12 protein-coding genes, 2 tRNA genes and 1 other RNA gene are annotated in these 14642 nt (G+C 28.0%); 2 read left to right on the forward strand and 13 right to left on the reverse strand.

The genetic code is table 11. From position 1 onward, the window contains the following. Positions 1-240: 240 nt before the first annotated feature. The 11 genes from OCU55_RS11430 to OCU55_RS11480 form a co-directional block, all read right to left on the reverse strand. Entirely contained in the window at positions 241-1968 is a 1728-nt protein-coding gene (locus OCU55_RS11430; RefSeq protein WP_261852443.1) for an ABC transporter substrate-binding protein, read from the reverse strand. Between the two features lie 335 nt (positions 1969-2303). Beyond that, positions 2304-2801: a TspO/MBR family protein gene (locus OCU55_RS11435; RefSeq protein WP_261852444.1), complete on the reverse strand. Its 498-nt coding sequence runs from the start codon at positions 2799-2801 to the stop codon at positions 2304-2306. 420 nt (positions 2802-3221) lie between these two features. Next, on the reverse strand, positions 3222-5246 hold the full coding sequence (locus tag OCU55_RS11440) for a sensor histidine kinase (RefSeq protein WP_261852445.1): 2025 nt from the start codon (positions 5244-5246) through the stop codon (positions 3222-3224). A gap of 1 nt (position 5247) precedes the next feature. After that, complete coding sequence (locus OCU55_RS11445; protein ID WP_261852446.1) at positions 5248-7179, reverse strand: sensor histidine kinase; 1932 nt, start codon at positions 7177-7179, stop codon at positions 5248-5250. A gap of 219 nt (positions 7180-7398) precedes the next feature. Continuing rightward, positions 7399-8295, reverse strand: a complete 897-nt coding sequence (locus OCU55_RS11450; protein WP_261852447.1) for a tetratricopeptide repeat protein — start codon at positions 8293-8295, stop codon at positions 7399-7401. A 256-nt stretch (positions 8296-8551) separates the two neighbouring features. Next, on the reverse strand, positions 8552-9139 hold the full coding sequence (locus OCU55_RS11455) for a protein kinase family protein (protein ID WP_261852448.1): 588 nt from the start codon (positions 9137-9139) through the stop codon (positions 8552-8554). 186 nt (positions 9140-9325) lie between these two features. Further along, a tRNA-Leu gene (locus OCU55_RS11460) sits at positions 9326-9410 on the reverse strand. Positions 9411-9749: 339 nt separating this feature from the next. Beyond that, positions 9750-9942, reverse strand: a non-coding RNA gene (gene ssrS, locus OCU55_RS11465) — 6S RNA. Between the two features lie 277 nt (positions 9943-10219). Next, complete coding sequence (locus OCU55_RS11470) at positions 10220-10528, reverse strand: spore coat protein (RefSeq protein WP_261852449.1); 309 nt, start codon at positions 10526-10528, stop codon at positions 10220-10222. 16 nt (positions 10529-10544) lie between these two features. After that, a complete protein-coding gene (locus OCU55_RS11475; RefSeq protein WP_261852450.1) occupies positions 10545-10748 on the reverse strand; it encodes a hypothetical protein in 204 nt (67 codons plus the stop codon). 337 nt (positions 10749-11085) lie between these two features. Then, complete coding sequence (locus OCU55_RS11480) at positions 11086-11280, reverse strand: alpha/beta-type small acid-soluble spore protein (protein ID WP_261852451.1); 195 nt, start codon at positions 11278-11280, stop codon at positions 11086-11088. A 1059-nt stretch (positions 11281-12339) separates the two neighbouring features. Here OCU55_RS11480 and OCU55_RS11485 point away from each other — a divergent pair. Continuing rightward, positions 12340-12744 (forward strand): hypothetical protein, encoded by a 405-nt coding sequence (locus OCU55_RS11485; RefSeq protein ID WP_261852452.1) that lies wholly within the window; start codon positions 12340-12342, stop codon positions 12742-12744. A 225-nt stretch (positions 12745-12969) separates the two neighbouring features. Then, positions 12970-13170 (forward strand): hypothetical protein, encoded by a 201-nt coding sequence (locus tag OCU55_RS11490; RefSeq protein WP_261852453.1) that lies wholly within the window; start codon positions 12970-12972, stop codon positions 13168-13170. Between the two features lie 59 nt (positions 13171-13229). Here OCU55_RS11490 and OCU55_RS11495 read toward each other — a convergent pair. Both OCU55_RS11495 and OCU55_RS11500 read right to left on the reverse strand, forming a co-directional pair. After that, a tRNA-Leu gene (locus tag OCU55_RS11495) sits at positions 13230-13311 on the reverse strand. Between the two features lie 184 nt (positions 13312-13495). Beyond that, on the reverse strand, positions 13496-14608 hold the full coding sequence (locus OCU55_RS11500; protein WP_261852454.1) for a glycosyl hydrolase family 8: 1113 nt from the start codon (positions 14606-14608) through the stop codon (positions 13496-13498). Between the last annotated feature and the right edge of the window lie 34 nt (positions 14609-14642).

Genomic DNA, 14642 nt, shown 5'->3' on the forward strand with positions numbered 1-14642 from the left:
TTCATTTAAAAATAAAACACTGAAGTGATTTTCAGCGCCCTAGTGATTTTCTTCAGTGTATTTGCTCATCCGCCTTTCCCATTGCATATGAGGAAAATCTGGCAAGTGAATAAGTTTTACTTTTTTTCTGCTAGCCACAAAAAACTTATAAAACCATTTAAACCTCAAGGTTTAACCAACCTAAAAATTATATATTTTCTTATACAGTAAAAAAGAGGAGCATTTGCTCCTCTTAATTTATTACTTAGCAGTAGGATCTGTTAATTCTACTTTGTAAATGTCATAAGTCCAATCTCTGAATGCAGATATTTCCATACCTTTAACTCTTGAGCTTACAGCCCAAACCCACTTAGGATTTGATATGAATAAATATGGAACTTCATCATTTATAAGTTTAGACCATTCTTGATATGCAGCTTTTCTTTCATCTAGCTTAGTTGTTCCCATACCTTTTTTAAGTAATTCTTCTGATTTGTCTGGATGCCAACCAACTGAGTTATTTCCACCTAGAGCATCTTGTGACTTAGCGAATATACCTGATGGATCTGGATCTGTTGAAAGTGACCAGCTCATTGCATACATTTGGAAATCTTGTTTGTCATAAACTTTTTCAACAACTGTGTTAAAGTCTAACATATCTGTTATAACGTTTATTCCAAGCTTCTTCCAGTCTTCCTTAACTATTGGAATAAGTGATTCCATCATCTTATTGTCAGATGTTGCTAACCAATGTATTTCAAATGGTTTTCCATCTTTTTCTCTTATCTTTGTACTATCATTCATCTTCCAACCAGCTTCGTCTAATAACTTATTAGCCTTGTCTACATCATACTTGTATTCATTTATGCCTGTTGGTTCAACCCATGAAGTTGGTGCATTATGTGTATTTGCTACACTTGCATACCCTTGATAATAAGAATTAACGAATTCATCTCTTCTTAAACCGTACATAAGAGCTTGACGTACCTTCTTATCACTGAACATAGGTAATCTTGTATTTAATCCTATATATGAATAACTGTTAGCTGAGAATATTTGTTGGTCTAAGAATCCAGCAGCTTGAACCATCTTTACAGTGTTAGCATTAGCTGTTACTTGGTTTATATCAACTTGTCCAGCAGACAATTCTTGAACATTTGTCTTATCGTTTGTAACCTTGTAGATTATCTTAGCAATCTTAGGAGCTCCTTTGTAGAAGTTATCATTCTTTTCAAGGCTTACAGATTCACCTTGCTTAAATTCTACAAACTTGTATGGACCAGCACCAACTGGTTTATTGAAGCTATCTTTAATTTTTTGGATATTACCCTTTTCAAAGTTGTAGACAGCCTTTGGCAATATACCGTAACCGAAATCATATATTCCAGGACCCTTTACTTCGTTTAAAGTGAAGGAAATAGTTTTCTTATCTATTACCTTTATCCCTGATACTGAAGTTGCTGAACCTTCTTTATATTCTTTGTAACCTTGAAGCTTTTCTACAGCATCAACTCTTGGTCCATCATACTTAGGATCACAGAAAGAAGTATAAGTAAATGCAACGTCATCAGCAGTAACTTCTGTACCATCTGAGAATTTAGCTCCATCCACTAATGTAAATGTGTAAGTCTTTCCATCATCAGAAATCTTCCACTCTTTTGCTAATGCAGGTGTTGGATTACCTTGTGCATCATTTGATATTAATGATTCAAATATTAAAGATACAATATATTGGTCATAACTTGAATCTGCATATAAAGGATTGAATTTTCCTTTTGGTGCAGTACCACCAACTATAAGTGTGTCCTTTCTGTCTTTAGCAACCTGTGGAAGCTTACTAGCATCAGTAGCTTTCTTTACCTCGTTTGCCTTAACAGTTTTAGCAGCATCATTAGCCTGCTTAGTATCATCTTTCTTTGTACCACATCCTGTTAGAACTATTGCTCCAGCTAGAATTGTACTTAATAAAGCGATCGATTTTCTCTTCATTAAATTCCTACTCATAATACACATTTTGCGTACTAGAGTAGATTCACCCCCTTTTACTTTATATATATATAATCTGAAAACAGATTTTTACTAATTTAAAGGTTGTACAATATAAATAATTTAAATATTCTTAACCAAATATTTAAATTATTTAGAAAGTATTAACAATTTTCAATTCATATATAATATATACCATATCTTCTCAAATAAAACAACTATCTTTATAGAAACTTTTACTATTTTTTTATTTTTTTGCTTTCTTTACAATAGATTTCATATATGAAAGCGGTAATTTGTTATCGAATTGTCATTTTTACCATGTGTTTATTATCTTTTTACATCTCATTCATTATCCATACAAACAAATTTAATATACTTGCATATAAACTCCAAAGTATGTAAGGTAACATAAGAAAACCTGCAACTCTATCTACTTTAAAAAACTTTATAGTTGTTATTAAAATAAAAATTATTAATACTATTAACTCAATAAAAGCTACTCCATATAATCGTAGTTTAAAAAATATTATTGGCCATAAAAAATTAAGTATTAATTGGATTGAATAATAAACCAGCGCATTTTTAGTATTCTTTCCTTGCTTTTTTAGCTCATATATCCTATAAGCAGCAATACCTATAAGAATATAGAGTACAGACCACACTATAGGAAAGACCCAGCTTGGTGGTGCAAACATTGGTTTATTAAGATTTACATACTGTTTGTCCGCATTATTAATAATAAAACCTATTATTAAACCTCCTCCTAGTGTAATTAAAATACTAATTATAAGATTTCCAATATTAAATTTATTATTTACTTTAAAAAAGCTCATTGCATCCCCCTTGTTTCGTTTTTTTATACTATGAAAATTATCACCAAACTATTCCATAAGTTTCAATTCTATTTTTTACAAGTAAAAGAAATCACTTAAATCAAAAAATTATTTTAAAGCCTCCTCTGTTTTATGAGAGGAGGCTTTAAAATATAAATTTTAGTACTTATTAGTAAATCTAAAGTTGTATGAGCTCAATCCGAAATCTACTCTTTTAACTATTAATAGCAACTTAGTTATAAATTTAGCTTTTATTTAACAATGGTATATCTATAGATGTACCACTTCGAACCGAAATCTATTTTTAAAACTCTCACGGCTTCTGGTGAGAGAATTTAAAAATAATAAGTTTTATTACGAAGTGGTACATCCATTTATGAATCTCTTAATTATGTCAAAAGTTTATTATATTCAATGCAATCATATATAAATATCTGAAAACTCAATATCTACCTTCTCTTTCAACTCATTTATATTGGCATTTTTATATTCTTCATAATTTTCTACATAGTTTTTTGTTCTCTTAAATTTTATATCGAATCTATTGCCATAATTAAATGAATTTAACTTAATCTCCCCTTCTTGCAGCTCTATCAATGCTTTGGATATAAAAAGACCTAAACCACTACCTTCTTTTCTACTATTAAGTGAATATTGATTTTTAGAAAATTTATCAAATATATAATCCTGCTCCTCTTCAGATATTGAATCTGAGTCATTAAGGATACATATATTCACAAAATCACTATCACAAGTTATTGAAACAAATATAAACCCACCTGCTTTGCCATACTTTACACTATTAGAAAGTAAGTTCAATATAACTCTTTCAATTAGTTCCTTGTCACATTTTACATATATCTCTTCTTCATCTACATCAAAGGTAAGATTCATATTAAATTTGTCAATATACTCTATTGTAGATTGCGCTACATCTTCCACCAAATCTACTATGTTGTATACCTTCATATCTGGAGTTAGATATCCTTCTGATAACTTATTTGTATCAATAAAGTTATTTATAGTTCTTATAAGCCTAAGGCAGTTTCTTTTTATATTATCTCCATTTTTACTTAATCCATTTTTGTTTTTTTCTAAGAGATATAAATCATTTAACTGTAATGCAGAAAAAATAACATTTATAGGAGTTCTTAATTCGTGAGATATATTTGTATAAAATTGCCTTTTTATTTCATCATCTTTTATATAACCTTCCAACTCACTTTTCAAAGTTTTAATTTTTCCCATGTCAGTAACATCTCTTATTAAAACAACACATATTTTATCATTAATACACTCAGTAGATAAGTCATATAACCTTATATTATCATCCACATTAATAGAAAAATTCATAATATTTTTCTCAAGTGCCGTATAAGTGCTGCTTAGGGAACCTATGTAATCAATAAATTCATAAAATTTAAGTCTCTCGATTTTTTTGTAGCCACCGCAAATAAATTCTAATAGATTTTTTGCAGAAGAATTTATAAAGCTAATCTTTTCGCGTTCAAAAATCAAGATGGAATCTGGTATAGAATTAATTAGTATATTATATTTACTTTTACTCATTTCCATCATTTTATGAAGTTCAATCTCTAAATTCATCCTCTTTTGTAGTATGCTACTATAATGTTTTTGATCTTTCTCCATTTGTTTAAGTTCCTCATACATTTCACTATAAGTTCCTTGTATTAGAAACTTGCTTATACCCTCAAAAAGACTGTAATAAGCTAAATATTTCAGAATATGCACAGTTAAAATTACATTGTAATTAATATTATCATATCTTGTAAAAGTCATCTTAGCTATACTCTCATATACAATAACAAGAGATATGTACACGAGAATATATTTTTTACTATCATTACTTATATTCTTGCTTTCCAGTATTCCTATAAAAACAAAAATAAACATAAGAAAAATAATAATCCAGTTTAAATTTATAAAAATAAATCTACGATATGCAATTACATTGGATTTTGTATAATAATAAATCATTAAAAGTGAAACAAAAATAGTTATGCCACAGGCAAAAAATATTATAATTGCTTTAAGATAGCTTATAGCTTTTTTATTAAAATATAAGGATAAAATTATCACTAAATGCTCTAACCAACTGGTTATCAACCAAATTGGCAAAGTAAAATTTAGAACTTCCTCATACTTTTTCCCATCATTAAACGATAATATGTGTACTAGATTCACTATACATATAACGGAAAAACCCAAACCTATATAAGTAAATAGATTATGCCTTCTTAAATTAAATCTATTTACAGACATCATTGTAAGTGAAGCTCCAAAAGTTGTACATAAAACTTCAACAAATTGATGAAAGAACATATAATCTCTGTTCTTTTCGTATACCAATATTATAATCAAAAGTAAAGGAATAAACAGTTTAAGTACAATATTTTTGGATTTTATAATAGCATTATCATTCATCTTAAACTAACTCCCTCGTAAACTTTATTACAACCTTTGTCCCTTTATATTCGCCACTTTCAATAGAAACTTGTCCACCTTGTAATTCCACTAAATTCTTTACTACATATAGTCCAAGTCCAGAACTTTGATTTGTTGCTATTTTACTTCGGTCTTTTGAATTGAACTTTCCAAAAGCACGCTTCATATATTCACTGCTAATTCCTCTTCCTTGATCTGAAACTTCAATGGCTACTACAAGTTCATAACATCTCAAATATACTTTTATTTCACCTTCATCAGAATATTTTATTGAATTAGATATCAGGTTCAATATGATTCTTTCTATGAAATTTCTATCACAAAGTACAAAAATCTCTTCTTCCTCTGTATCAAAAATAAGTTCAAGATTTTTATCTCTCGCATATTCTACCAGGTGTTGTATTGTTTCCTCTATTATATCCACAATGTTATATCTTGACATTTGAGGCTTTAAATAATCAAAATTTATCTTCGATGTATCAATTATGTTGTTAGCCAATCTAATTAAAGTCATACAATTATCTTTATTTATAAGATTATATTTTCTTATAACTTCAAAATCATTATTTTCCAATAAATATTTATAAAGCTGTGTTGCACTATATATTACATTTATTGGAGTCTTCAAATCATGGGAGATAGTTGAGAGGAACGTTCTTCTCATCTTCTCTTCCAATCTCTTTTGGTTAATGCTTTCCTTCATGGTTTCAAACTTTATCTTTTCTGTCACATTACTCAATATTAAAATTGATTCATCTTCATTATTATTTATATAAAATTGTCTTATTTCGAAATATGCCACTTCCCCATTAATCTCACTAAGACCATCATAGTTTATACAGTCATCTTTATAAACAACGGTACTTTCGTTTTTATATACAATAGATTTCATGCTTTTATTTATAATATCCTTCAAATTCTCAATTTTGAACATCTTTATAAATTGATTGTTTGCAAACATTATTCTATTAGTAGAGTTGTTAATAATAACCATTGGTAACGGCATTCCATCAAAAAGCTTTTTATAATCGTTTTCTCTTCTTTCAATACTTTCTCTTATCTTTGACATAGTCATATTTTTCAAATAAATTCTTTTATTAAACTCTTCTAACTGCATATTGTGCCAATAAATATCATTAAATATAGTTTTATAAGGCTTGTCTAAAAATTTATCTAACAGCCCAGCACCCATAATTAAGTATGCTCCTAATCTTACTATATTAAATAAGAAGAAAAGAATCTGCGCATTTAAAATTAAATACAATAAGTGGATAATAAAAGAAAAACTCATAGTATACACATAAATCATAAAAAAGTTGAATTCGTTATTGTTTTTATAACTAAATTTTCTTAGTGTCAACATAGGAACTATCAAAATTAGTATACTTATGCTTTGAGTTATATACTCAATACTATTTCTAAAAATACCAATTGTAGTCAACATATAAAAGATCGATATTATTGCAAGCAGTGAAAATACATGAATTGATATAAGTCTTCTATGACTGTATTTCTTGTCTATCGTATTAACAGCAAGGTGTATATATATACTTTCTGCCAAACTGCATATATCCATATTCTGTAGCACAATATTATAATTTTGTTGAATATTACTACCACTAGATATTTGTAAAGTTATGTTCATAACATTTAGCAATCCGATTATAAAGAATATAATGTATGAAAATAATAGAAACTTAGAATCTGCAAATTTAGTAGTTGTATATAAAATTATCATAAGTTCAAAACATATCATTATAATTATAATATTTATTAGGTATATTACTATGCTAGAGTTTATATTAAAAGAAATAAAGAAAAGAATAAAGAATATTCCAAACACAAGCGTGGTCTTTACAATCTTTTCGTGGTTTAAATATAAAAAATCTAACGGCCATTTATCTTCATTCATAATATAACCTCCTACATAATTATTTTATATTAATTATGACAAAATAGGAATATAATTTCTATTTTAACACAAAAGAAGCGAAAAATTTTACAGGCGAATAAGTTTTATTTTTTACTGTATCGCCATAAAAAGCTTTTGAAGGCATTGAAATATCTAGGTTTAATCGGCATAAAAATTATATAACTTCATTTACAGTAAAAAAGTCACAAGATATATATTTTATCTTGTGACATAAAAATCCATATATATTTTACTATTTCTTGTAACTTCAAGTTCATCATCTTCATTTATATATTTAATAAACCCCGGGTAAAGCACTACAGCTTTTATTAAATCTTCAGCTGCTTCATCTATTCTGTTTAGACATGATAAAAAGCAGCTTCTATTATAATAAAGAAACTCACATTCTTTATTATTTTCAATTCCTCTTGATAAAACCTCTATTCCCAACTCAATGTCATTCATATCCTTATAAAGAATAGCCATATTTAAATATGAATAAGGGTACTCCTTATTTATTTTTATAGATCTTCTATAATAGTTTTCTGCTTTATCCATTATATTAAGTCTTGTATAAATTACCCCCATGTTAAATAAAGCCAAATAATTTTGTCTATCTAATTCTAAAGCTTTGCTAAACATTTTGAACGCCAAATCATATTTTTCTAATTCCTCATAAGTTGATCCTAAATTAGTATATCCCCAGAAATCATATGGATTTATTTCAATGAATCTTAGATAATATTGTATTGTACTTTCCTTATCTCCAAGGCTATCATATGCATTGGCTAAGAAAAAACATGCTTTCCCATACAGTGGATTAATTTCTAGAGCTTTTTTATAATATGAAATAGCTTTATCATACTCTTCTCTATCATCATAGATAACACCTAATCCATAGTAAGCTCTTTCCTCTAATCTATATTTTTCAATTATATCTTCATATGTCTCTATAGCCTCATCCTGCATGCCTAGCTCATCATATATTAATCCTATATTAATTAAAACTTCTATATTAGAATAATTTTCTTGCCTATTGGCTTCCATATAGTGATTTAGAGCTTTTAAAAGTTGCCCTTGGCTATATGCTTTCTCTGCTAAGTTTATGTAATCCATATAACTCCCTACTTTAACTATAATTTATACTACTTATAGATAAACTACTTCATATTTGAATCTATCAAAGTAAAGATTCGTAGATTCATCGAAATCTTTATTTTGAATTCAAGGACTGAAGTAGTTTATCTGTTCATCGGAATAGATACCTCAGTTCAACTCTATAAAATTTAGTTTATAATCCTATTAACTATTAATAGAAACTAAATTACTTAGTTATATGTTATTTAGAACTGATCTATCTATATATTATAACTTATTTTATACCTAGTTTTATATACTTGCCCATCTTATATTTCCACAATATATATTTCTCCCTATCTAACCGGCTTATATTTTCAAAGAAAATATCTAATACATCTAGATTAAAAAGCCCTTTCATTAAATGGCGAGGGTAGTTTACTTTTTTAGTATAATTATTTTTAGGATCTATTATAACCACTGACATATCTTCTTGTACATAAATATCCTTGCATCTTATATCTATCCTAGTAAAACCAAGCTTAATAAACTCGTTAGTCATATTAAGTAATGACTTACATATTTCTTTGTTAAGTCCATTATCTTTTATATAAGTATCTAATCTTTCTCCACCAACATAGTCTCTTACTATATACAATTCTCCACAATTATGTATGACAGGAAAAAACTTTGAACCTTTTACTTTTAATAATATATCAGTCTCCTCATCACAAACTTTTTTTTCTCTAAATATCTTTATTATTTTATTATCAGGCAAGCTATATACTATCCCATTATGCCCTTCCCCTAGAAACTCCGCCTTCTTAAATTCACTTTCTATCTCATCTGTAAACTCAACACTATAGTCAATATTTCTGGCCAAACAACTCACATCCTATGATGAATTTTACTAATTTATACGTTTCTATATCATTAAATATTCCTTTTTCCATAGTTTAAATTAAGTTTTGTCTAAATATTTATGATGCTGTTATTTAAAAGATAAATAAAAAGCCAGCATACAATAAAAATTGTAATACTGACTTTTTATAATTAATCTATATTTCCCTGGTGCAGATGACGGGACTTGAACCCGTACGTAAAACTACACGCGCTTCTGAGACGCGCCTGTCTGCCAATTCCAGCACACCTGCAGATTTAAATGTTAATATATGTAATATTTAAAGTATATTTCATTTATTTTCTAATGTCAACTTTCCATTAACTCCATATAGAATCACATTTTTACTATATATTAATTTCTCTATATAACTATATGATTATTTAAATTAATATCTATATATTTTTGTAATCTATATTATTTCATCTTACATAATCTATTTATATCTACTAAGTTTATAGATGAACAAGTTTATACTTGAAGTTATATTTTTATATTTAAAAGTTTGGCGAAATTTCTTCACTGTAGAGGTATATTTATACATTTAGACGTAAAAAAGAGAAGTATTACTACTTCTCCTTAAAATTCATAAAGTTACTCCAAAATACCGTTGCCCTGATTTTGACACCTATCTCTCGATAGGTGGGTGTCCTCACAATTATATCAATCGCCTAAAATGCCATCTAAGGGACTCACAGAAAGGTACATATCCACAATTAAATCTTGAACTCCCTTTGTTGTAATGTAGGTTCAAAATAAGAGCTTGACGCATATCCCAGAACATATGAATTATTATACAAGTTTTATGGATATTTTTAATATCCTATTCTCTATAACTGAATTATAAACTATATGAAAATAAATTTCAATAGTAAATTTATCAAGTTTATATGAACTAATTTATTGAACTAATAACTGTGTCATTAGTCATTTTACTACCGGAATTATATTTTAAACTCTAAATAAAAAATTGTCAATCGCTTTATTTGACTTACAAAAACTATGCTTTTCAGGATACATATAATTCCTATAATTTGCGAAACAATCCATTATTAAAAGTATCTATTTTTTATCTTTATCAATAACGTCTTCTGATTTTTTAAAAGCATCAGAAAGCTGTTCAGTTGTAGGGGCATATGGTTGTTCCCATCCACGTTTAACAGCCAATTCTGAAATTGCTGCATGGCCATTAAGAACTTGGCTTAAACTAGATGCATACATCGCTCTTAGCTCTGGTGTAGGACTTGTCAATGTAGCATTAAGATATGCATTAGCAGCACCCTTTGCACCTGCTAACATATTGCTAACTATAACTTCATCATTCATAACTGTATCTTTCATACCTATTCCTTCTAAAATTGTTGAAATCATCTCAGGTCACCTCTCCTTATCTTATTATTTGGTTTTCATTTATAAATTGTTGTATTCCCTTTATTCTGCCTTCTGCTGCCAATATACCAGCTTCAGCTTGTTTCTTTATCTCATCATCATTTATAAAGCTTTGAACTGCTCTTGATACAGCCAATCCGTCTCTTTCCAATGTTAATAGTGATGTTAACGACATAACTTCTACTTCTGAAAGTTTTCTCATGTTAATACCTCCCACTTAATTTATTTCTTACTTATTTTCTGTATTTAATAGGGTATTAATCATGTAAATGTTGGTACAATTTTATATATTAAGTGCCCAAATCCACTTTCTTATACATTAAAAAAACACAAAATAGAAATTATATAATACTCTATTTTGTGCTTCTAATTTAAAAATAAATATCTGAAACTCTACACCTGGAATTTGAACTAAATGGTTATCCATAAAATCTGCACTTCGTTTTTCGGTGTTACCTTCAACCTTTATTGATTTAACTTATAAATCAAATTTAAAAAGGCTAGATATAAATATCTAGCCCTTTGATATACTGCTTTTTCTATAGGTTTTTTTCGTAAGATTCTATCATTTTCTTAACCATTTGTCCGCCTACAGATCCAGCTTCTCTGCTTGTTAAATCTCCGTTGTAACCTTCATTTAGACTAACTCCTACTTCTCTAGAAGATTCCATCTTGAATTTATTTAGTGCTTCCTTTGCTTCAGGTACTAATACTCTATTACTTCTATTTGACATTTTGTGTTCCTCCTTTGTAATTGATTTGTTTAAGTATTAGTATTATTTGCGAATATTTCTTAATTAAACTGAAATATCATTGGAAGCATATCCATCCAATTCCATCCGTTGAATTACTTTGTATATATTCATTTATTAATGAGCAAAATATTAAATATAATATATTCAAAGCCAATACATTAGCCTATGTTTAAATATGGTACTTTAACATCTTCATACATTAAATTATTCAATATAAGGAAATCTCCTCATATGATTACTTTTATTTTTATTGCTCTATCTTTTATTATTTTTAACAGTCTAGCTATTTTGATGCCTAAAAAATTAAATAATTTAGAAATATTGGACATTTCGATATTCACTTTACTTCTACAGATATCTGTGGATTTAATATTAGATATTAAATTTAATCTTTATGGATATTTTAATGAAGGGGTTGATTTGATATCCTTTATCACTTTTATATTCCGCTCTATGTTATCCTATTCTTATATTTATACTTGCTATGTATTTATCATTAATCCGTAAACTATCCTTAAATACTAAAGATAGTTAAATTTAAAACACCCCTCTTCTAAAGGAGGTGTGTTTATTAACGTAATAGAATAAAGGATATTAATTATTTTTTAATATTTACTTGAAAGTGAGGTTAATATATTATATTTAATTAGTAAAATGATGTGCCAATTATTATTCTTCACTAAATTACCTAATAGCTTAATATTTTCCACCCATTTACACTATTTATTACCATATATCCACAAAAATAAAAACATATCAATATATAACTATTCGCTCATCAAATCAACTTTGAATTTTGTAATATACCAATCTATTTCTTCATATTCTATATTTCTTTAAGCACACATTATATATTAAATTATTATTTTTTCAGTCCTATATTACTTTTGCACTCTCACAATTAAATTTATTTTTCCATATAATAATATCAAATATCCAGCATTATATTTCCACATGAATTAAAATATGTTAATATATAACTATAAACAGTAATCATAGTTACAGTTCTAAAGGATAATTATAAAAATGGAGGGTATTGTGAACAAAAAACGTTATATTGCTATCTTTGTTTTGATCATGTTAGTAATTCTAACAATCTTAGGTATAAGCAAAGCTAATTCTACCTCTAAACTATCTTATAAAAATAAATCCTATACAGGAGAAAATGAAAACTGGCGCGTTTCTCTTGAAGTGCGTGATAAGCAGTTAGATATAAAAGTTACACCTAAAATTTTAACGGATAAAGACTCTAAAATACAATGCCAAATCAAGACTGGTCCTCAATATTCAAGTAGTGGTGTAATCTCTTATGGAAGCACCTTTAAAAGCTTCCGTGCAACTGTAGGTTTGATTGTAGATCCTATTAATTATAAAAATGAAGTTATTACTATAACCTATAATGATAAGGCAGATTCAATAATTTTAAATCCCCTGAAAGAATAATTTTCAACTCTAATTTTGCATAAATTAATTTATTCTTTATATAAGACATAAAATTCGTCCAACTTTCACCTGAACTCTAACATTTAGCATTATATTTAGTCACCTTTAATTTTTCAAATTGCCCTTTAAAATACTTTTGTTATATGTTTCATATACAATAATATATTTAGTAGCACATATCTAAAGCGTTTATATTTTTATTATAAATTAAGAAAGAGGTTCTTCATGGATAATAACACTGAATATTTAGTTAATAAAATCACATCTGCTCTCCAAGATATTGGGTCAAAAGTTGGTAATATAGACGGTGTAACTTCAAATCTATCAAGTATATCATCTAGTCTTAAACTTATATCATTTTTTCTCTGCATCATTACAATATTGATGCTTATCAATATTGTTTTAAAGTTTAAAAAGCATTCATAGCATAAAAAGACATCAGAGTCACAGAACTCCGATGTCTACTTAGTTTAACATATAAAATTTGGTGCGAAAGACGGGACTTGAACCCGTACGGTCTCCCACACGCCCCTCAAACGTGCGCGTCTGCCATTCCGCCACTCTCGCGTATTTTGTAGAATAGAGGGTCTTCAGCTATTTTAACTTACTGTTTAGCTGATAAATACAATTTTACTAGATATTTTTTTAATCGTCAATATAAATATATCTAGTAAAATTTAATGAGCGCAATGTAATAGATATGTCTACTACTCTATCAGCCCATCATTCAAATTGTTATACATGTACCATTTTATTTCTGCATAGCTATGATTGCATTTAAATTATCAAAAGAATATACTTCCTTTGTCTCCGCATTACCAAAAGCTCCATAAATCTCATTGCTCTTATCTACCTCTTGAAATTCTAACAGTTTCTTTATAAGAATATCATACAATTCTGTGTCTCCTACATCTTTTGCAATCATAGCTGCAACAGAATATATAGCCGTTGATCTAATGTCTGTAGATGGCTTTCCAGTGTTTATATCATACATAGCGTATAGAGCGCCATCTGCAACTAATCTTTCTTTTACCCATTTTACAGTAGTTGTTATATCTTCCCCATCTTGCTTAAGATATAAGGAAGTTATAAGTGATAAAAGCGTATCAGCATCTTTTTGTTCTATAAATCCTTGTTTGCTGACATCATATGTATTTTTATATAATGGCAAATTATTAGATATATATGCTTTGCTTATAAGCTGCTTCGACTCATTATATTTATCTTTCCATCTTCTATCTATACTTTTAAGTATCCCCATAGTATTTACATCAAGATAACATATAGTAACAGTTTTACTTTTTCCATAACTATCCTTAAAATCTACAGGAAGCTTAGAAGTTATATTGTTCTTAAGGATTGAGTCAGATATTTTTATTGCATATTTTCTATAATTAAACTCCTTCCATCGGTCATATCCATATATTAAAGCTTTTATTATTCTAAAATCATCTATGGTGGCTGATGTTTCCGCTAGAGTTCCGTGATCTATTCTCCATGCAACAGAATTGCTTTTAAGAAGCATTTGATTCATAACTATATTGCAGTGCCTATCGAATAATTCCTTATCACCTTGCTCTACAGCATATAGCATTATAAGCCCTTCCGATTCAGAAAGCACAGCGTGTCCTTTTGTAATATCCTTGGAACTTGGTTGATCTATGTAATTAGTATATATACCGTTTTTAGAATCAGTCATTTTGTTATTAAGGAAGTTTATCGTTAACTCTTCCTCTTTAGTAATTTTCGGAGTTGACCATTGTTTATTAAGCTTTATTGGAATCAAGTATCTAATATTAATTACAGCAATTGTTCCAATAATTATAAAAACAATCAGAATAATTAGTAGTATCTTCTTTTTCATCACTTTCTCCTCATTTGATAAGTTAAATAATCGC

Source organism: Clostridium folliculivorans (assembly GCF_024341905.1).
GTDB classification, from domain to species: Bacteria; Bacillota; Clostridia; order Clostridiales; family Clostridiaceae; genus Clostridium_AR; species Clostridium_AR folliculivorans.

Bases quoted from the DNA above. Each gene is read 5' to 3' on its own strand.
- OCU55_RS11440 (WP_261852445.1), bottom strand. From the start codon at position 5,246: ATGAATGATAATGCTATTATAAAATCCAAAAATATTGTACTTAAACTG.
- OCU55_RS11470 (WP_261852449.1), bottom strand. From the start codon at position 10,528: ATGATTTCAACAATTTTAGAAGGAATAGGTATGAAAGATACAGTTATG.
- OCU55_RS11480 (WP_261852451.1), bottom strand. From the start codon at position 11,280: ATGTCAAATAGAAGTAATAGAGTATTAGTACCTGAAGCAAAGGAAGCA.
- OCU55_RS11475 (WP_261852450.1), bottom strand. From the start codon at position 10,748: ATGAGAAAACTTTCAGAAGTAGAAGTTATGTCGTTAACATCACTATTA.
- OCU55_RS11450 (WP_261852447.1), bottom strand. From the start codon at position 8,295: ATGGATTACATAAACTTAGCAGAGAAAGCATATAGCCAAGGGCAACTT.
- OCU55_RS11445 (WP_261852446.1), bottom strand. From the start codon at position 7,179: ATGAATGAAGATAAATGGCCGTTAGATTTTTTATATTTAAACCACGAA.
- OCU55_RS11490 (WP_261852453.1), top strand. From the start codon at position 12,970: ATGGATAATAACACTGAATATTTAGTTAATAAAATCACATCTGCTCTC.
- OCU55_RS11500 (WP_261852454.1), bottom strand. From the start codon at position 14,608: ATGAAAAAGAAGATACTACTAATTATTCTGATTGTTTTTATAATTATT.
- OCU55_RS11435 (WP_261852444.1), bottom strand. From the start codon at position 2,801: ATGAGCTTTTTTAAAGTAAATAATAAATTTAATATTGGAAATCTTATA.
- OCU55_RS11430 (WP_261852443.1), bottom strand. From the start codon at position 1,968: ATGAAGAGAAAATCGATCGCTTTATTAAGTACAATTCTAGCTGGAGCA.